16 protein-coding genes and 2 tRNA genes are annotated in these 19,685 nt (G+C 35.1%); 7 read left to right on the forward strand and 11 right to left on the reverse strand.

Annotation, left to right across the window (positions count from 1 at the left end; translation table 11 throughout):
• Positions 1–495 precede the first annotated feature (495 nt).
• Positions 496–783, forward strand: coding sequence for a hypothetical protein (locus tag EO244_RS08500; RefSeq protein ID WP_129254240.1), 288 nt, complete (start codon positions 496–498; stop codon positions 781–783).
• On the opposite strand, the gene EO244_RS08505 is transcribed toward EO244_RS08500, so the two are convergent.
• The 10 genes from EO244_RS08505 to EO244_RS08550 all read right to left on the reverse strand — a co-directional run bounded on the left by EO244_RS08505 (position 747) and on the right by EO244_RS08550 (position 12,372).
• Positions 747–1,739 carry an ROK family protein gene (locus tag EO244_RS08505; RefSeq protein WP_129254241.1) on the reverse strand — a complete coding sequence of 331 codons (993 nt, stop codon included), beginning with the start codon at positions 1,737–1,739 and terminating at the stop codon, positions 747–749. The genes EO244_RS08500 and EO244_RS08505 overlap by 37 nt on opposite strands.
• Before the next feature lie 104 nt (positions 1,740–1,843).
• Positions 1,844–3,139, reverse strand: coding sequence for an HlyD family secretion protein (locus tag EO244_RS08510; protein ID WP_129254242.1), 1,296 nt, complete (start codon positions 3,137–3,139; stop codon positions 1,844–1,846).
• 61 nt (positions 3,140–3,200) lie between these two features.
• On the reverse strand, positions 3,201–3,578 hold the full coding sequence (locus EO244_RS08515; RefSeq protein WP_129254243.1) for a four helix bundle protein: 378 nt from the start codon (positions 3,576–3,578) through the stop codon (positions 3,201–3,203).
• Positions 3,579–3,630: 52 nt separating this feature from the next.
• On the reverse strand, positions 3,631–5,838 hold the full coding sequence (locus EO244_RS08520) for a peptidase domain-containing ABC transporter (protein ID WP_129254244.1): 2,208 nt from the start codon (positions 5,836–5,838) through the stop codon (positions 3,631–3,633).
• A 238-nt stretch (positions 5,839–6,076) separates the two neighbouring features.
• On the reverse strand, positions 6,077–7,348 hold the full coding sequence (locus EO244_RS08525) for a tetratricopeptide repeat protein (RefSeq protein ID WP_164977448.1): 1,272 nt from the start codon (positions 7,346–7,348) through the stop codon (positions 6,077–6,079).
• A gap of 794 nt (positions 7,349–8,142) precedes the next feature.
• Positions 8,143–8,847, reverse strand: coding sequence for a Crp/Fnr family transcriptional regulator (locus EO244_RS08530; RefSeq protein WP_129254246.1), 705 nt, complete (start codon positions 8,845–8,847; stop codon positions 8,143–8,145).
• A 232-nt stretch (positions 8,848–9,079) separates the two neighbouring features.
• Positions 9,080–10,102 carry a phenylalanine--tRNA ligase subunit alpha gene (gene pheS, locus EO244_RS08535; protein WP_129254247.1) on the reverse strand — a complete coding sequence of 341 codons (1,023 nt, stop codon included), beginning with the start codon at positions 10,100–10,102 and terminating at the stop codon, positions 9,080–9,082.
• 136 nt (positions 10,103–10,238) lie between these two features.
• A complete protein-coding gene (locus EO244_RS08540; protein WP_164977449.1) occupies positions 10,239–11,078 on the reverse strand; it encodes a peptidylprolyl isomerase in 840 nt (279 codons plus the stop codon).
• An 82-nt stretch (positions 11,079–11,160) separates the two neighbouring features.
• Positions 11,161–11,982 carry a peptidylprolyl isomerase gene (locus tag EO244_RS08545; protein WP_129254249.1) on the reverse strand — a complete coding sequence of 274 codons (822 nt, stop codon included), beginning with the start codon at positions 11,980–11,982 and terminating at the stop codon, positions 11,161–11,163.
• A 39-nt stretch (positions 11,983–12,021) separates the two neighbouring features.
• Complete coding sequence (locus EO244_RS08550; protein ID WP_129254250.1) at positions 12,022–12,372, reverse strand: hypothetical protein; 351 nt, start codon at positions 12,370–12,372, stop codon at positions 12,022–12,024.
• Positions 12,373–12,513: 141 nt separating this feature from the next.
• Between EO244_RS08550 and EO244_RS08555 the strand changes: the two genes are divergently transcribed.
• The 4 genes from EO244_RS08555 (at position 12,514) to EO244_RS08570 (ending at position 14,501) form a co-directional block, all read left to right on the forward strand.
• Positions 12,514–12,588 (forward strand) — tRNA-Val (locus EO244_RS08555).
• A 29-nt stretch (positions 12,589–12,617) separates the two neighbouring features.
• Positions 12,618–12,692 (forward strand) — tRNA-Val (locus EO244_RS08560).
• Between the two features lie 496 nt (positions 12,693–13,188).
• Positions 13,189–13,749, forward strand: coding sequence for an RNA polymerase sigma factor (locus EO244_RS08565; protein WP_129254251.1), 561 nt, complete (start codon positions 13,189–13,191; stop codon positions 13,747–13,749).
• Entirely contained in the window at positions 13,746–14,501 is a 756-nt protein-coding gene (locus EO244_RS08570) for a tetratricopeptide repeat protein (RefSeq protein WP_129254252.1), read from the forward strand. Before EO244_RS08565 ends, EO244_RS08570 begins: the two co-directional genes overlap by 4 nt.
• Before the next feature lie 152 nt (positions 14,502–14,653).
• Here the strand turns inward: EO244_RS08570 and EO244_RS08575 are convergent, their stop codons facing one another.
• Entirely contained in the window at positions 14,654–17,512 is a 2,859-nt protein-coding gene (locus EO244_RS08575; protein ID WP_129254253.1) for a CHAT domain-containing protein, read from the reverse strand.
• A gap of 503 nt (positions 17,513–18,015) precedes the next feature.
• Here EO244_RS08575 and EO244_RS08580 point away from each other — a divergent pair.
• On the forward strand, positions 18,016–18,843 hold the full coding sequence (locus tag EO244_RS08580) for a sensor histidine kinase (protein ID WP_129254254.1): 828 nt from the start codon (positions 18,016–18,018) through the stop codon (positions 18,841–18,843).
• A 119-nt stretch (positions 18,844–18,962) separates the two neighbouring features.
• A complete protein-coding gene (locus EO244_RS08585) occupies positions 18,963–19,661 on the forward strand; it encodes an SIR2 family NAD-dependent protein deacylase (protein ID WP_129254255.1) in 699 nt (232 codons plus the stop codon).
• Positions 19,662–19,685 lie beyond the last annotated feature (24 nt).

Genomic DNA, 19,685 nt, shown 5'->3' on the forward strand with positions numbered 1-19,685 from the left:
AATCGGCCGACAAGATATGATATTATGCTGTAAACAGATAATAATCAGAGTTAAAAAGCCATTTATACATTTAAATATCCTATTGGATGGGAAAATTATGCAACCATAATGAATCGTTAAATAAAAAAACATGTAAGCTTTTAGGGAAACTTATTTTGATCATAAGCAAAATCAATATAATATATTTTTCTAAGCTCACCCTTTCAGAAAACTGTGAAAAAAATACCCTTTAAAAACTTCCTTAAAAGGAAGCTACTTTCCAAAGTCAAATCCAATATTATATCCAAAATCAAACGTTTAGATTTAAATTTCAGTAAAAATGCTTATTAAAATTTAATCATAAAATCAATGAAAAAATAAATAATAAAGCATACATAAAAACAGGATGAGTACATATTTTTCATCCATAAAAGATTGATTCGTATTGATTAATGAAAAATGGAAGTAATTTTTTTATATATTTAGACTTAGAAAAATAATGTTATACAATATAAAATGAATAAAATTACCTTAATCAATATCGAGTTTTTACGTCCCAAACGCTGTGTTGAAACCTATGAGTTATCAATAATGGATGAAAAAGAAATTTGTTACATCTACAATTACGAAGATAAATTCTATCGCTATTTCAGGACACTTCGTTCACTAATGAACTATCTAAAAGATAGAATCGAGCCTAAAATAAAATTTAAGGAGAAAAATGAAATGATGGAATTTCTACGTTATAAAAATATTATAACAATCAATCAAACAGAAGATGGTTTGGTTGAAGTAGAAGTGTAAGATTCGTCTAAATGAGAGAAAATCAATGCCGCAGCACCCATAACTCCTGCATTATCTTCAAGAGATGAAATCTCAAGTTTTATTTTCCCTCGAAGTACCGAGAGTAAATTCTCTTCCATATGATAGAAAGTCGGTTTTAAGATTAAATCACCAGCCTTAGCTAATCCTCCTGATAAAAAGATCGCTTCGGGGTTATTTATTGCAGCAACATTTGCCAGAGCCTTGCCGAGTAACTTTCCTGTATATTCAAATGATTCTATAGCAACTTTATCGCCTCCATAAGCCGCAATTGCAAGTTTCTTTGCTGAAATTTTATTGAAAGGAATATCACGCAGAACCGATTTATCGTCATATTTAGCCAGAAATTTACTTACAGTACGTTTTATACCTGAAGCCGAAACATAGGTCTCAAGACAACCTTTGCGTCCACAGGAACAACTGCGTCCCTGATCGCGAATTATGACATGCCCCACTTCACCGGCATGCCCATGATGACCGTTGTAAACCTTACCATCCATAACGAGTCCGCAACCTAAACCCGTGCCGAGAGTAATCACCATAAAATTCTGCATCTGAGTCGCACCTCCATAGTACATCTCTCCCAATGCCGCTGCATTGGCATCATTGGTTAAAATAACAGGTAATTTGAAGTATTCTTTCAGTAGTTTAGATAAAGGCAATTGCTTATCCCAAGCTAAATTAACGGCATGCTCAATACAGCCGGTTTTAAAATTAGCATTGGGAGCACCTACTCCAATCCCAATCAACTTATAATGAGATGAAAAAGATATAAAATTGAATTGAATATGATGGGATAATTCGCGAACAAAATTCTCAAAAACAGGATAATTGGGTGTATAAAACGAAGCATGAAAAATACAAACACCCGCTTCAGTAACGAAACCATAAACGGTATTTGTACCTCCTATATCGATGCCCACCACGAGATTTTGCATGATTTTATTCTTATGTTCCAATCTAATTTAGAATAAAAGCATGAAACGAACAAAGAATCATATTAATAATGAGTAATTAGCAATCATTAATTGTTAATCGATAATTACTTCACAACATGTTCTTTTAATAAAGCTTTCAATGGGTTAAAGACGCGTTGAAACAAGCGCTGATCTTCAGTAATAATTTCTGCAACACCTTCAATTTTTTGGGCAAATTTGAGTTCAATCCCGTAATTGGTCACAAGCCCGTTAGACAATTCGACATCCAGACTATAATTATCTCCATCAGGAACCTCAGATATAGAACGTATGATTCCCTGAAGCATTCCATATTCCGTAAATGGGTAATTGTTGAGCTTAATATTCACACGCTGGCCTAATTTTACCTTTCCGGAACGATTCATTCCTAAATCAACACGTACAACAATACGAGTTGAATCGGATGGCAAAACGGTAAAGACCTTTTCACCCTGCTTCACATTTTGATTGGCAGACCAAAAACGATTAAAACTAACCGATCCTTCTATTGGCGATTTAATCAAATAATTTTGTTCCCAGATATCAATCTGGGCAGTCAGATTATCGTAAGTATGCAGAATCTGATCCAGCAATTCTTTTCTCTTATTCTCTTGATCAAGATCCAAATCGATAATCGCCTGATCAACTTCATTTATTTGAATTTGAGTCGCTGACAGAGTCGAACGTGAGCCATGAAAGGCATAGCTTTGTTGTAAATAATTCTTTTCAGCTTTTTGATATTCCGACTTTGAAATAACCCCACGGGTATAAAGCAATGAGTCCCGATTAAATTCCTTCGAAACAATTGCGAGTTCCTGCTCCAAAATTGTACGTTGCTTATATTGTCGATTGTAATACATCCGATAGTTGCTCCTTTTCTGAAGCAATGAAGCTTTCTTCTTCTCGTGATATTTCAAATCGACAAAACGCTTATAATCAGAACAGGTTTTTAAATAAGCATTAAATGAGGCTTGCACTTCCCCCAACCGATAATTCTGATTAATATCAGTACTTATCTGCTCTCTCCCATCTAACTGCGGAATATCATGATGAAGTTGTTTGCGCAGCGCAAAAATATCCTCAAAATTAGCCGGATTTTCAATCACTGCTAACAAATCACCGGAGTGAACTGGCTGGTTATCGCTCACTCTTAAGTCGACGATCTTACCATTCACACGAGAAATCAATTCTGCCGGAGGATTCTCTGTGGTTAAAACCAATTTAGCAGCTATAATCTCGGGATAAGAGAAAAACCAGGAGCCAATCACCAAAATCAACACCACCAGAAACACCAAACCGGACCCCACCCTCACAATCCACGATGGCATTTTACCTAATATCTCTTGAACCGACTCTGATCTTAATTCTATATTATCGCTCATATCTATTATATTGCCACATGGCTAAATGGTTAAAATTGAAACTTTTTATATGGTCAAACTGCTATATTGTAAGTTTTTCATTCGTAAACTTTATTAGATAATTAATCTCTTGGGGTAACTCACGCAATTCATTATTTATATGAAAATATTGCTCTTCATTTATCAACTTTCTAATTCTTGATTTTTCATTCCAATCAATCGATTCCCTTAAGGATCCCATAGCATAACGATAAAACTTTATTTTATCTTTTTTATGATAACGTCCATAACCTTCAGCTAAATTAGCAGAAATTGAATCTATAGATCGTGTGAATTGCTTACCAACAGTATCCTTTGAAAAAAAGTCCCAAGAAATAATAATATTCCATATGTAGTTTGATAATGTAAAAGCACGCTTGTAAGCGTAAATTTTATCCAATTCTAGAAATTTATTTTCCATCATCAATTGTTTTAACAATTAAGCCATTCAACAATTATAACCATTTAGCAATTTAATTGCCAAGTTCCAGCTGATTCTTAACCAATTCATAATATCTTCCCTTCAATTTAGTTAAGTCATTATGGCTACCATGTTCCACAATTTGACCTTTATCCAGAACAATAATTTTATCAGCATTACGAACCGTGCTTAATCGATGAGCAACAACCACAACCGTACGTCCTTGGTTGAACTCATCCAAATTCTCCATAATGGCTCTCTCATTATTAGCATCAAGAGCATTAGTCGCTTCATCAAAGAATAAGAATTCCGGATTTTTATACACCGCGCGGGCAATTAAAATTCGTTGCTTTTGTCCCTGACTCAAACCATGCCCATTGGCACCAATCTTGGTATTATATCGCAAAGGTAAACTGTCGATAAAATCATGTATACAGGCAACTTGCACTGCGTAAAGCAATCTTTTTTTATCAATAACCTCATCGCCAACTGCAATATTTTTAGCAATAGTATCCGAAAAAATAAAACCATCCTGCATTACAACGCCGCAGTTCTGACGCCACATAGCCGAGCTGTAATTTTGAATGGAAACACCGCCCAGATTGATCTTCCCCTTTGTAGCCGGATAAAAGCCCAACATGAGCTTTATCAATGTGGTCTTTCCACTACCCGACGCACCTACAATAGCTGTGGTTTTTCCTTTAGCCACATGCAGATCGACATCATTTAACACCATTTCGGAGTGAGGCCCTTCGTACTGAAAACAAACTTTATCGATATGTATGGATTTGTCTTCAGGCAATTCAATCAGCTTTTCATCTTTATCAACTTCCTCATCCTCCATTTCATGAATTTCGCCCAATCGTTCAAGCGAAATCTTGGCATCTTGCCAGGAATGAATAAACTGAACCAAATTATCAATAGGCGAATTCAACTGACCAAGAATGTACTGAACAGCCAGCATCATACCCAAGGTCATACTCCCATTTACAACGGCTTGCGCAGCTAAAAAGGTGATAACAATATTTTTGGTTTCATTAAAAAACACCGAACCCGACACCTGATATTGATTCAAGGCCAAGCCTTTGGTACGCACCTGAAAAAGCTCTGCTTGAATTTGTTCCCACTCCCAGCGCTTTTGTTTTTCACAGTTATTCAATTTGATTTCCTGCATACCTGTAATCAGCTGGACAAGCGAATTCTGATTGCTCGATAGTTGGGCAAAACGCTTGCCATCCAACTCACGGCGTTTCTTTAGGAAAAGGTTAATCCAAATGATGTAAAGACTCGATCCCAAAAGGAAAACAAGGAATATGGTTGTGTTGTAAATGGCCAAAACCACACCGAAAATCAAAAGATTCACCATAGAGAACAGAATGTTCAGTGTTGATGATGTCAGGAAATTTTCAATACGGGTATGATCCTGTATACGCTGTAAGAGATCACCGATCATTTTGATATCGAAGAAACCAATAGGCAACTTCATCAACTTAATCAGGAAATCCGAAATCAGGGAAATATTGATGCGGGTTGAAATGTGCAAAAGTATCCAGGAACGAATAAACTCTACCGATATGCGAGAAATAAAGAGCACCAACTGGGCAACTAAAACCAAAGTAATAAAACTCAGGTTTTGTGTATTGATACCAATATCGACAACCGATTGAGTTAAAAATGGGAAAATAAGCTGCAACATACTCCCGAAAAGCATGCCCAAAAACAACTGAAACAAAAACTTTTTATAGGGCTTAAGGTAACGCAAAAGGAAACCTATGCTCTTTTTCTTGCTCCCACTCTCATCCTTAGCCTTATAAAAATCAGGAGTAGGTTCCAATAGTAAACACAAACCTTTCAAATCACCATCCACCTTAGTCGATGCCCAAGCTTTTATAAATTCTTCTTTAGTGAATTTAAGCATTCCTGATGCTGGGTCAGCCACATGCACTATGGTTTTATTCTTCTTTTTCTCAATTTTGTGCACCACCACAAAATGCGCTTGATTCCAATGGCAAATAGCTGGCAAAGTAGCTTGTTCAGCTAACTGATCGAAAGTGATTCGTACCCCCATGCTACGAAAACCAATACTCTCAGCCGCATCCGCAATACCCATCATCGACACACCTTCACGAGTAATGTATGATTTGTCGCGCAGCGACTGCAAACTATAGGTTTTACCGTAAAACTTCGATATCATGCGCAGGCACGTAGGCCCGCAATCCATAGCATCGAGTTGTCGAAAATGGGGGAACTTTTTTTTCATAGATTAGGATCAGTCATTTATAAACGAATCTGTTGTTTATAAAAACATGTATTTATTAAAGCTTAAAAATAAAGCTGATAATTGAATTATCAGCTATAATTTGTAAAGAATTTATGGTCAAGATTAATTTATATAGATAAACAACGCTATACGTATTTATAAAATAAAAATAGGCATCCATTGATTCTAATAGTTCTCTTCTCTTTATACTACAAACAATCTATGTTATGAAATCATATTATTGCTCCATAAAGAGATCTTCCTTTAGTTTTTCAATTCTTGCTTGAGAAAAGTCGCGAACAGAAGCTGTTAATAAATCAAGCCCCTTTTTCTCATCAATACCATCAAACACTTGCTGGTAATATTCCAGAGCTTCTTTCTTTTTGTTTAGAGCATCGTATTGTTCTGCTATTAGGTAGAGGTAAAATTTCTTCTTAGGGTTAAATTTATGAGCAATGAGATAATTGTCAAGAGCTTGCTGATGCTTACCCTTCTCATTAAAAATAACGGCTTTTTCCTTATGAATAATTGAGAGAATTGACGAGTCTGGTTTTAGTAAATTTAAGGATTCATCAAACAAGTCCAGGCCTTTATCAGGATTCAGAAGCTGAGTCTCGGCCATCGCCAAATAAAAAACCACTTTCACATCAGTGCTATCAACCTGATACGAGCGGTTTAGTAGTTTTAAAGCCAAATCGTTTTTTTGAAATTTTTGGAATAATATACCCGCATTGCGCATGGTATTAAGCGTTGAATCTCCCAAACTTAATGCTGTGCTGTATTGTTTAAGTGCTTCCGTCTCTTTATCGAGCTTAATATATGCCGATGCGGCAATTTGTATAAAACGAATATTGGTTGAATCTTTTTCTAAAACGCCATTGCAAATATCAAGAGCTGAATTTGGATTAACATCTAAATAAACACGCGCAAGTTTACTACTGGTTTGATAATCGAGTGGGTTGATTGCTAAAGCCGATTCATAATATTTGGTGGCATCATCAAACTCGCCAAGCTGATTGTAATTATCCCCCAGATGAATCCAATAAAAAGCGTGTGACGTGTCATGGTTTTTCGCACGATGAAGCAAATTAATAGCAGCGATACGCTCCTTTGAAAACTCATGAATCTGAACCCTTTGCTCGAAGGTTCTGAAATCAGGATTTGCTTCTTTAAGCAAGATATCCAACTCGGTTTTTGCTTGCAAATACATGCCTTGCAGAAAATAAAGATTCGCCAATTCGGATCGGATTTCAAGCTTGTTTTCACAACAATCAAAAGCTGTTTTCAAAACTTCAAGGGCCTCTGTATGCTTTCCTTGCTCAAGCAATGCATATTGTTTCCAATAATAGGCTTGATAATTACTTTCATTGGCTTTTATCAACTGATTCGATGTCGCAATTAAGCTGTTCCAATCTTTCTTTTGCCAAAGCTCAAGTAGTTCAATATTCTGAGCAAAACTTGTAACTTGAAACAAGCTTAGAAAGATGATTAAGTTTAGGATCTTCTTCATGATAATTAATTGGGTAATGAAAAATGGGTTAACAAAATCAAATCTACTATTTTTGTAGTAGAATCGGAATATCGATAACATTTTTTAACATAGTGTAGCCTAATAGAACCTGACCGATTTATCAGCGAGATGTAAATAAAACTGGAACACTGGTAAAAGTTGGGGCTTTCTAATCCCAAGTATTAATTTTGGAAGGCATAAACAGGAAAAATCTTAGATCCGTGATACGAACCATTTTTTCTCTTTTATTTACTTTTCCTTGATGAAAAGTAACAAAAATCAATGGCTCCGGCACTCAGTGACCCATCACGGTTCAAAGGCTAAACAGACTGAACTCGTTCGTACCTCACTCAAACAGCATTCTGTTTTTAACGCCTTTTTCACCTATGGGTCCCCACTTGCGTTGCCAAGGCCAGAAACAAAAAAACGTCTCACAATTTCAATCATTTTTTATAAAAATGTTTTGGGCGTGTCTTGTCAGCCTGCCGTGAAGCGTGCTAACTTTCTTTCCACTTAGAGAAAACAAGGATCAGGCTGACTTGATTCTTTTGTCTACTTTTCTCATCTAAGGAGAAAAGTAGAAGCCTAGCGGCTTGAGCGAAAAATTTAAAAGATAATCCTAAAATATATTTAATCACTTTGACCCAACTTTTATAACTGATCCATAAAACTGTTGGTTTAAAAAAAAGCACCATCCGAATAAACGAACAGTGCTTTGTATATTTTAAGCTTATGTATATCTGTGAACTAAAAATTTACTCTTTAATTGTAAATCGATAATCCTTAATCACTAATTAGTATACGCCTCCAACTCTTTTGAGTGAACGAACATCAACAATCTTAATTTTTCGTCCCTGAATTTCGATCAATCGGTCGTTTTTAAACTCTGATAGTAATCGGATAACCGATTCGGTTGCGGTACCAACCATATTGGCAAGTTCTTCGCGAGTTAAGGAAATCTGCAGACTATTGTCCTGAGCCAGACCAAAGGTTTCCATCAGTTGAATTAAGACCTCTGCCAAACGCTCTCTAACCGATTTCTGAGCAATGTCAGTGATATAACTATTGGCCTCTCCAAGCTCCTTACAAGTCATCTTAATCAACTCCAGTGAGAACTCAGGATTTTGCTGAATCAATTTGGTTAAAGTATCGCTAGGAATAAAACACACAATCGCATCTTCAATCACTTTTGATGACGTGCAGGCAGGCTCTTGACTAAGGGCAGATCGGAAACCAATAATATCACCGGATTTTGCAAATCGAATGATCTGTTCCTTCCCCTCAAGACCCGTTTTGAAAACTTTTAAAACCCCTGAATAAACAAAATAACATCCACGTGCGGAATCGCCTTCTGCATATATGACCTTTCCCCTTTTTAACAATTCACATTCCTCTTCCCAAAAAAGAAGGTTCATCTGATCGCTATTTAAATGTTTAAACCTTTTAGCAAAACATTCGGCTAACTGATCACAATTTGGAAAGGTTTGATTCTGGTTCATTTTCAAAGCTATTAAAATCTAAAATCCTAAATTTTCAACACACTCAAAAAAGCCCATTATATATACAAGTTTCGAATGTGAATAATTATTTTAGAATATAAGTTCACCTCCTAAATGGGCAGATAAATATAACAATTATAGTTTGAGAAACACAAGATCAAAAACTTTACTTATAAAAAAATCCCGAAAGCATGAAAAGCTCTCGGGATCTATATTTTATGAAGATTCTAAACTAAAATCCAGCAGCAGAAAATTGCTCAAGAAAACGGATATCGTTTTCAAAAAACAAACGAAGATCCTTAATACCATATTTCAACATGGTAATTCGTTCGATTCCCATACCCAATGCGAAACCCGTATATTTCTTGCTATCGATATTGTTTAAATCCAAAACATTTGGATCCACCATACCACAACCTAAAATCTCAAGCCATCCGGTACCTTTACACACGTTACAACCATCTCCTCCACAAAGTGAACAGGTTACATCAACCTCAGCCGATGGCTCTGTAAACGGGAAATATGATGGACGTAAACGAATCTCTGTTTTCTCACCAAAGAATTCTTTAGCAAAATAACTAAGTGTTTGTTTCAAATCGGCAAAAGAAACATTTTCATCGATGTATAAACACTCAATTTGATGGAAAATACAATGCGCTCTGGCCGAAATAGCCTCGTTACGGAAAACACGTCCCGGAGTTAAACAACGAATTGGTAACTCCATTTCTGACATATCATGAGCCTGAACCGATGATGTATGCGTGCGCAATAAAATATCAGGGTTTTTCTCAATAAAGAATGTGTCCTGCATATCGCGTGCCGGATGCTCTTCAGGGAAATTCAAAGCAGAGAAATTATGCCAATCATCCTCAATTTCAGGACCTTCAGAAATTGTGAAACCTAAACGCGCAAAAATCTCAATAATTTCATTTTTTACCAATGACAATGGATGACGAGATCCCAGTTTAACTGAATCAGCAGGAAGACTTAAATCAAGACCTGATTTATCAAAATCGGAATTGGTAAAACTATCTTTTAATTCGTTTACCTTATTAAGTGCAGTTGTTTTCAACTCGTTTAAAAGTTGTCCAACAGCTTTTTTCTCTTCATTAGGCACATTCTTAAAATCACCAAAAAGAGCTGCAATTGTTCCTTTTTTACTCAGATGCTTAATTCTGAATTGCTCTACTTCGTCGAGATTAGTCGCTGTAAAAGCTCTTAATTCCTCTAATAATTCATTTATCTTACCTACCATCATTGTATTGTTTAGTCAACTAAATAGGGCGGCGAAGTTACAAAAGATTGTTGAATATTAATACAGTGCACAAACAAGTCTTAGGACAGATATTTATGTACTTGGAGTTTACCTAACTGCAAAAATAAAATATGCATTAGTATTTTAAAATCCGAACTTTCATTTTCACATCCTGATAAGGCCTGTCATATTTATCCGTTTTAAGATTGGCAATCTTATCAATAACATCAAAGCCCGAAATCACTTCACCAAAAACGGTGTAATTCTTATCCAGATGCGGAACACCACCTACCGTTGTGTATGCCTTTTTCTGAGCCTCAGTAAAAATCAATTTATCGGGCGAACTTGCAAAATCGAAACTAATGTTAGACTTAATCTTATCTGCAATCTCTCTAAACTCTTCAACCTTTTTGTTTTTTTTCAACGAATCGAGTATCGCTCGCTTTTGAGGTGTCAGGTAGCGTTTTACAATTTGATTTCTCAATGGTTTATTCACGGCATTCTCCATAGCGGTTAATTCTTCCATCGTATAAACTTTCCCTTGAGTAATATAGAATTGTGACACGTCGGATTCCTTAAAAACATTAACCTTATCGGGCTGACGAGCTGCAGCCAATGCCCCTTTTTTATGGAAATATTGAGATCGAAATTCAGATTCAATCGTTCTGTTCGAACTACCGTAGCCAATTTGTCGTCCTGGAGCAGCCCCTCTTGAATCCTGAGAGCCCCCCTGCAAAACAAAACCTTTAATAACCCGATAAAATAGAGTCCCGTCGAAATGTTTATTTTCGATCAGTTGCAAAAAATTCTTACGGTGTTTTGGCGTTTCCTTATAAAGCATCAATTTGATATCCCCTAAATTGGTTTCAATCAATATTATTGAGCTTGAACTCTCGTCCTGAGCCAATAGTTTGCCTGATGAAAAAAATAACATCAACACAAGTGTAATAAATAAAAATCTCTTAGTCTGAATCATGTCGAAAATTAGCTTTGTCAATTCAAAAAAACAAAAAAGCTTCGATGATTCGAAGCTTTTAAGAATTATAAATTAAATCTAATTATTGAATAATCGTAATTTTCATCTTAATATCCTTGAGAGGACGATCATTTTGATCCGTTTCTTCTGCTGCAATCTTATCGATAATATCAAGTCCTTCAATTACCTCACCAAAAACGGTATAAGCCTGATCCAAATGAGGAATTCCGCCGAGTGTTGTATAGGCCTCTCTCATTGCATCCGTTAATACCAAAGTCTGAGTTTTTGAAATCGAATCAATTTTTTGTTTCATCTCCTCCATTTTTACATTGAACAAATCAAACTCACCATTTGTTTGAAGTTTAGTTAGTTCATCCTTATAGAGCGCTCTTTGATTCTCAAAAATTGCATTCGCACGTTTCTTGTTGATATTGACTACAAGAGCCTCCAATGCTTCAGGTTCATAAACTTTCCCCTGAGCAATATAAAATTGAGAACCAGAAGATTGCATTTCAGGATTAACACGATCGCCTTCACGAGCCGCAGCAATTACCCCTTTCTTATGAAACAGCTTCGGATTAAATTCTGCAGGTATATCGTATCCTGGACCACCTTCACCTAGCATGGCACCTGATTTTGCCCCTTTAGAATCAGGATCTCCCCCTTGGATCATAAAACCATTAATCACTCTATGGAAAAGTGTTCCATCAAAAAAACCTTTATCAGCCAGCTTAATAAAATTGTCCCGATGCAAAGGTGTTTCATCGTATAACTTGATTTTAACTGCGCCATATTCCGTATCAATCTGAACGATACGATTTTTTTTGCCAAGTTTAACAGCCGTCTTACAAGAATAAGCCCCGGCGAAAAGAATAATTAAACTAAGAGTGATGAGTTTGTTCATAGCTTTATATTTCGTGTTTATTTAAGTTAGAATTCAAAATTAATCCTCAAGATAATTGCTCTCTTTAAAATATTCCACAATTGAGGATTTCAAAAGTAATTCTTCTTTTTCCTTAGAAAAAGGGGGTATCATTTTATTTTTTTTGAAAATTGGCCACTTATTTTCATCATATCCCTCAATCGAATAATAGTTCCATTTCATCAACAAACGGCATGTCGCTAAATTAATATGTGCCATTTTATCATCTTTTGAATAAAATTCTTTGAAGCCTTCCTCGCGCTCTTGTATACCAATTAGCAACAAAGTGCCATTTAAATCAGCATTCACATTAAAATCTTCAGAAATTTTATATAAAAGTTTATTCCAGTCGCTTTCTAAATTATTGTCCATATAATCAATTTTTTATGAGTCCTAAAAGTAGAGATTTTCAGCAAAAACAAAGGGCTGCAAAGATCTTTTTTTATTTTTTTTTCAATTAAGGCTTGCGTATAAAATATTTCCCACCTATATTTGCATCGCAATTAAGGGAAAGGGCGATTAGCTCAGTTGGTTCAGAGCACTTGGTTTACACCCAAGGGGTCATAGGTTCGAATCCTATATCGCCCACAATTGTTATAACATACACACGAATTCTCGGGCGATTAGCTCAGTTGGTTCAGAGCACTTGGTTTACACCCAAGGGGTCATAGGTTCGAATCCTATATCGCCCACACCGAGAAAAAAGAAGGAAATTTTCATATGAAAATTTCCTTTTTTTATTTACATATTCAATATAGTATGATGTGAAAATATGAGTCTTTAAGACTATTTCCCTCCTATCTTAAAAAAAAGAACTCAAACTCAAAAAAATAATTTTATAAGCAAAAACATTACCAACACCATAATACAATGGTAAATATTTATGCAAAATACAAAAAGCTAATATTCATTTATCAAAAGCTGTCCTTTTTTTGTATATATTTACATTCACGCAAATAAAACAAGAATTCATCATTATTTTAAACAACTTCGTCACATATTTATTGTCCTTAATATAAGTTAATGTTTTAATTAAATTATGTACAGATTAATGAAAAAACAAACCTTTTTATTAATTTGCAATTAGCTAGTAATAAATACGATACAGGAGTTTATTAATTAATTATTATTTTTTTCCATTTCATTGGGTTACTTTTTGCAAAAAAAGGGAATAAAGGGGTAGATAACATGGATTACACAACAGAAGCAATTCTGGAAGGAATTGGAATGAGCAATAATGATGTATTGAATTACATCTATCGCAAGTTCTTTCCTGATACATGCAGATTCGTTGAAAATAATAGTGGAACCAGTGAGGACGCGCGCGATCTTTTTCAGGAGGCTATTATTGTAATCTATCGGAAGATGAAAAAGTCACCCATTGTGTTGACTTGTAATTTTCGAACGTATATCTACTCTGTATGCCGACTATTGTGGTTAAAAAAACTTGAGAACAGAGATGATAATCTTGACATTATCAAATCAGACGTGGTACTTGATCAACAGGTTGATGATGTAAGTAAATCTTACGAACAAACTGAAAGGTATCGCCTGTATCAGAAGCATTTTAAACTCTTGCCTCCTGATTGCCAAGAAATCATGAAACTATATCTCGAGAAAGTTTCTGCAAAAGAAATTGCAAAAAAATTAGGTTTTGCCGGAGAAGATTACGTCAAATCAAGGAAGTATAAGTGCAAGCAAACACTTATAACGAATATTAAGAACGATAATCAATTTACCGAAGTATGATGAACGAAAAAGATTTTGATCGTATAGAGAATTTCCTAGACGGTCAGCTAAGCGAAAAAGAAATCCTAGATTTTGAAAAAGATTTAATGGATGATCTTGACTTGGAGATGGAATTAAATCTTCACAGTGAGATAAACGAAGCTATCATGGAAGATGATGTCATGGAGTTAAGAAGTAAACTCGAAGCCATTGATATTCCTACTACTCCTGAAGAAAAACGAAAAGCTAAATTTCATGGGAAATGGAGAATAGCTGCTGCCTCTATGATCCTTTTTATTGGAATGGCGAGTGTTTATTACATGCTTGGTAATAAGACTTACTCCAATGAAGAAATTTTCATGAACTACTACAAGCCATACGGTATTGTCATCAATACACGTTCCGGAACGGATACGAATGAAGCTGATCGGATACTCGATCAAGCGCTTAAATCATACGAGGCTAAGAATTACCGTACTGCCTTATCTTTGTTTCAAACAATTCTTGAAAAAGACAGTACAAACTTAACGAGCAACTTCTATTCAGGTATTTCTAATATTCAAGTACAAGAATACCTGAAAGCCAATAAGAATTTTCTTCGTGTATTAAATCACAAAAACAACCTCTTTATTGAGCAATCTGAGTGGTATTTAGGAATTTGCTACCTAATGACTAACGAAAGAGAAAAGGCAAAAGAGACCTATAGAGCTATTGCCGAAGGAAATAGTTTCTACAGAACCAAAGCAAAAGAAATTCTTAATAAACTAGAATAAATCGATTCATCATACTATCGTTACTATAAAAGGATTGTTCCAAAAGAACAATCCTTTCTTTATGATATAAATTTAAAAGACTTATTTAATCAAGTAAAGCTCTTTACTTCCACCACTTTTAAACAGAAGATTGAATTATGAGTCAATAGTATTTAGTTTAATGTTTCTTTTTTAATCTTTCTGGATACTGCCCCCTGCCAAATAAAATACAAGGCTCCAAACAGAAGTACACCTCCCAAAAACATCAAAATCTTATGAATCATACTAAATCTGAACAAGGTCTGAGTCTCACCAATAGCAACATAGCCTGACCAAAAATAGGGGTGTGATTTCAAGGCATCTGCAGATTCCAGGTAATCTAATTTAGCCTGTTGCAAAGCAACGTCTTTAGGAAAACTTTGGGATAGATACTTATAAAATGAAGACATTAATTTAGATCCGGATAAATCTTCCACAGTCCACAGAGTCATAATCAAACTTGGACAACCAGAATAAAAGAAACCTCGTGCTAAACTCATAACTCCCTCACCTTTCAAGAATTTTCCGTCTCCTGAATTACAAGCACTCAATACAACCATTCTGGCTTTAAGATTCATATTATAAATTTCATATGTATTCAATAAGCCATCATTCAAGCTGTCTCCCATTTGACTGAAAACCAATTTTGAATACATGGGGTTTTCATCGTCTAAGATGGTATGCATGGCCAAATGCAATATATCGAAGCCTTCAGCTCTTTCTTTAAATTTCGTTTCAGAAGCAAATTCATCCAGATAGGTCTCGCCTTTGAATATTTTGGAAATATTTTCAACTTCTATCTTCGCACCAGGCAGAGGATAAAGTTTTTTATTTTGAACTTGTCTGGTTACCAAAATTGTATCACTGACATTGTCATACGAAGGTGCAAATGCCAACAGCTTTTTAGAAGAAGACGTTGAAAATCCCTTTTCAGGATGCTTGTAAGCAATCGTAGCCGAATTTTGATAACTAATAGGATTGTGCCGTATTAAATAATCCAAATTACGATAGCTCATGGTCTCAGGGTTGCCTTTTTCCTTCAGCAAAACACCAAAAGGCACGTATGCCAATTTACCTTCAGGAATGATAATTAAATGCTTATTCTCAATCACCTCTTCATAGGGCTCTATCATTAATTGATAAAGCCTGTGAGCCGCAGATATATAATCCAGATAATATTTCATACTATTATCAGAAAAATCATTGGTTTTTAAACTGGTCCGAATATTAGTAATACTACTCTCCAATTCACCTTTCCTTAATTTCATTTTCTTCATTTCAAAAAGCCCATTTCCTAAGGCAAATGAATATAAAGTTGAATCAGACAAGGCATATTCAATCAACACCTCGTCTTCTTTAAGCTCTTTTTGAAGTTCTTCAATTGAAATACTCGAATTATCATATTTCAATGCGTAGTAATCAGGATGTTCAGTCTCGAAACGCTTAACCATCTGATCATATTCACCATTTAAATCAAAGAGTGTATGACGCCAATTTGAAATAGAATCTTGTTGGGGTTGAAGTTCTTTTCTTTCCTGATAGATCTTTTCTCGATAATCAGCGATATCCTGTTTCAATTGACGTTCCAAATTCTGTAAGTCAAGAGGAATACCACCAAAGGTTTTCGCATCTACATCATTTAAATAATTACGTAAACTAGCAGCTTTAACACGTTCCGAATATTTAAATGCGATCTCCTTATAAATTGGGTTACCGGTCAGATCAAATAAAGTTGCCGCAACTTCAATTGCCAAAGAGAAGGTTTCATTTTCATTAGCACTAAGCGTCAATTTTGATTCCTCATCCTGATAAGCAATACGAATCTGATCAATAACATTAACACATAAGTCGTAGGTTTTCAGAGATGATTTTAAATATTTTATTTGATTGGTAGTTTTATGAAGTTTAAATAAAGTTGAAGCTTTATCTGATAAAATCTCAAGAGTTGTCAACTGGCCATCAACTTGCTCAATATTGGGATTTTCATCAAAACCACCCCCATGAAAATCATAAGTACTCGATACTAAAGCTTTCTGATAAAATTCCAAGGCCTTTTGATAATTCTCCTCCTTGAAATAAACTGTGCCTAGGTTTTTCAAGCAATGTGCTGTATCCGGATGCTTCAGGCCAAATTTTGCCAAATAGATATCGTACGATTTATTTAAATATGCCTTAGACAAAACATTATTCCCTCTAGAAGAATGAAAAACAGCATAATTCAAATAAAAACTAGCAAGGTCAGAATTACCTTCCCCATTAAACTTAATTGATTCATCAATACTCAATTTGAAGTAACGATCCGCTTCTTTATCATAACCTAGTTTGTCATAACAATTACCAATATTGCATAGATTTAAAGAAAGATCTTTAACATTTCTTTCTTTCTTAATCTTATGCCCTTCCAATAAATATTTAAGCGCATTAGTGTAATCCCTATTATTCTTTGAAACTAAGCCTAGGTTATTAATAATACGATCCCTCCACCGAGAGGCTGAAGAATTATTTTCAATAATAAAGAGTGCTGCCTCATAAAATTTCTGTGCCTTTAAATTATCTTTAGTATAAAGGTAAATGTTTCCCATATTTAAATACACAGGGGCTAATTTACCTGTTGATTCTCCAAAATGCTTTTTACAAATAGCTTCAGCAGAATTAAAATAAAACAAAGCATCTTTAAACTTCCCTAATCTGATTAAAGTAGCCCCATAATTGACCTTAAATCGGTATAAAAGCTCAAAATCACTCAATTCGGACTCATTAATACTACGTTCGGCTTCTTTAAAATAACCTTCCGCCCCCTTATTATTACGAGATCGCAATTCATTTACGGCCTTATTAAAAAGAATAAGTAAGGAAGAATCGGCAGAAGTGCTAATTTCTGACTGATAAACTTGAGACGGATTTGAAGCTTCTGTATAATAATTTGACCCACAAAGAATCAAAAAAAATAAAGTAATCAGAAGAAATCGAAATATTTCTTGTTTTTTTTTCACAGTAGAAAATAGATTTTAATAGGCTGAATATATGAATCATACACCCGATAAAATTATTCAAAACATATAGAATTCATATACTTTTGAAAAAAAACTTTCACTTTCCGGGTTACTTTTTACCAAAAAAGGGAATAAAGGGGTGTAAAACGATTCCAATATTCACTTTATAATTTAAATAACCATGAAAAATTTTGAAATTCTTAACTCAGCACAATTATCAGAAGTAAAAGGTGGTGCAAATGAACTAACTCAAAGAGATATGGCTGAAGAGGCTATTGTTTAAATATTTTATTAATTTTCGAAAACTTACAGCTATGAAAAATTTTGAAATTCTTAACTCGACACAATTATCGGAAGTAAAAGGTGGTGCAAACGAACTAACTCAAAGAGATATGGCTGAAGAGGCTATTGTATAGTTCTATAATCTTACCTTAAATTTGATATGGTTAGAGTAATCTAACGCAAGTCTCTCATATTTATATAACATTAGAAAAGATTCCTGCATGGAGAAACGTCCGACTTACTGCGAGCTAGAAGAACAGTTAGCAGTGGCATTACGAAGAGCAGAAGGAGCAGAAGATTTAAAAAATGCTTTCCTAGCGAATATTTCACACGAAATACGCACGCCCATGAATGCCATCATTGGAGCATCGGACATCCTGCGCGACGAATCATTAACTAATGAAGAAAGAAATGAATTTGCTTCTATTTTAAATGTTAGCAGCCGTTCACTTCTCGATTTACTAAATCGAATCATCGATTTATCCCAATTAGATTCCGGAATCATGCAACTGCACGAATCTGAAATCGATCTGGAAGCTGTCATCATCAGATTATTTACAATCTATGAAGACAAAATTAAAACACTGGATAAAGACATTGCAATTGATTGCCAAATCGATTGCCCCAATCCCAACATTGTAATTGATGGTGAAAAGCTTGAAAAATCAATCAGCTACCTTTTGGATAATGCCATTAATTTTACTCAATCCGGAGAAATTCACATTTCTTGTACCTTACATGATGATCAGAAGATCAAAATCTTTGTGAAGGACACAGGAGTAGGTATCAGTCAGGAACATCAAGAATCCATATTCAAGAGATTCAATCAAGTTGATAATTCATATACTAGAAAACAATCTGGTGCCGGTATAGGCTTAAGTTTGTGCACAAGATATATGAAACTAATGAACGGCTCCTTAAAACTAGAGTCTGAATTAGGAAAAGGCTCAACCTTTTACCTATGCGTACCAACCCAATACAAGTCAGACGAACTTGAGGAAATGGAAACCAATTCCGGTATTCAAAACAGAAATAGTTTTGTAGGATAATCCACAAAATTCTTACATTCTCATTCAGTTCATTTTAGAACTGCAGACTCCTAATACCCTAATTTTTATAATCTGATTTTCTTACCTTTAATTTTAAAACGAAATTAAACAGAGAGAACATGCCTATAAAAAAACGAATTGTTGTACTTACAGGTGCAGGAATTAGCGCCGAAAGTGGCTTAAGAACCTTCCGCGAGATGGGAGGTTTATGGGAAGAATATGATGTGATGGAAGTCGCAAGTCCGCAAGCTTGGGAAAGAAATCCTGAATTAGTCACAAGGTTCTATAACGAAAGACGCAAACAACTTCTCTATTGCCACCCCAATGAAGGGCATCTTATATTACATGAATTAGAAAAATATTTTGATGTTGAAATCATTACGCAAAATGTAGATGATTTACATGAGAGAGCTGGTAGTTCAAAAATACTGCATCTTCATGGGGAGTTAAAAAAGGCAAGAAGTACAGCTGATTCAAGTTTAGTTTATAAACTCGATCATTGGGAACTCACAGCAGAAAGCAAATGTGAAAAGGGATCTCGCCTACGCCCTCATATCGTCTGGTTTGGTGAAGAAGTGCCAGCCATTTCTAAGGCTGCAGAGATAGTCTCTAAAGCTGATATACTCATCATTGTAGGAACATCAATGAATGTGTACCCTGCAGCCGGTTTAATCGATTACACCCCCTCAAATTGCCCCATCTATATCATCGATCCCAATGAAGTCAATATGTCTTCGTATGGTAATCGTACATTCATAAAAGAAAAAGCGAGCATCGGGATGAAAAAACTCTTTAAACTATTAGTCCCTGAACATTAATATGTAAAAAAAGAAGCTGCTCAT

Source organism: Ancylomarina salipaludis (genome assembly GCF_004122035.1).
In the GTDB taxonomy this organism is placed as follows: domain Bacteria; phylum Bacteroidota; class Bacteroidia; order Bacteroidales; family Marinifilaceae; genus Ancylomarina; species Ancylomarina salipaludis.

Coding starts and splice junctions, on each gene's coding strand:
- EO244_RS08515 (WP_129254243.1), bottom strand. CDS start 3,578: ATGGAAAATAAATTTCTAGAATTGGATAAAATTTACGCTTACAAGCGT.
- EO244_RS08570 (WP_129254252.1), top strand. CDS start 13,746: ATGATGAACGAAAAAGATTTTGATCGTATAGAGAATTTCCTAGACGGT.
- EO244_RS08505 (WP_129254241.1), bottom strand. CDS start 1,739: ATGCAAAATCTCGTGGTGGGCATCGATATAGGAGGTACAAATACCGTT.
- EO244_RS08530 (WP_129254246.1), bottom strand. CDS start 8,847: ATGAACCAGAATCAAACCTTTCCAAATTGTGATCAGTTAGCCGAATGT.
- EO244_RS08540 (WP_164977449.1), bottom strand. CDS start 11,078: ATGATTCAGACTAAGAGATTTTTATTTATTACACTTGTGTTGATGTTA.
- EO244_RS08525 (WP_164977448.1), bottom strand. CDS start 7,348: ATGAAGAAGATCCTAAACTTAATCATCTTTCTAAGCTTGTTTCAAGTT.
- EO244_RS08545 (WP_129254249.1), bottom strand. CDS start 11,982: ATGAACAAACTCATCACTCTTAGTTTAATTATTCTTTTCGCCGGGGCT.
- EO244_RS08500 (WP_129254240.1), top strand. CDS start 496: ATGAATAAAATTACCTTAATCAATATCGAGTTTTTACGTCCCAAACGC.
- EO244_RS08585 (WP_129254255.1), top strand. CDS start 18,963: ATGCCTATAAAAAAACGAATTGTTGTACTTACAGGTGCAGGAATTAGC.
- EO244_RS08550 (WP_129254250.1), bottom strand. CDS start 12,372: ATGGACAATAATTTAGAAAGCGACTGGAATAAACTTTTATATAAAATT.
- EO244_RS08565 (WP_129254251.1), top strand. CDS start 13,189: ATGGATTACACAACAGAAGCAATTCTGGAAGGAATTGGAATGAGCAAT.
- EO244_RS08580 (WP_129254254.1), top strand. CDS start 18,016: ATGGAGAAACGTCCGACTTACTGCGAGCTAGAAGAACAGTTAGCAGTG.
- EO244_RS08510 (WP_129254242.1), bottom strand. CDS start 3,139: ATGAGCGATAATATAGAATTAAGATCAGAGTCGGTTCAAGAGATATTA.
- pheS (WP_129254247.1), bottom strand. CDS start 10,102: ATGGTAGGTAAGATAAATGAATTATTAGAGGAATTAAGAGCTTTTACA.
- EO244_RS08520 (WP_129254244.1), bottom strand. CDS start 5,838: ATGAAAAAAAAGTTCCCCCATTTTCGACAACTCGATGCTATGGATTGC.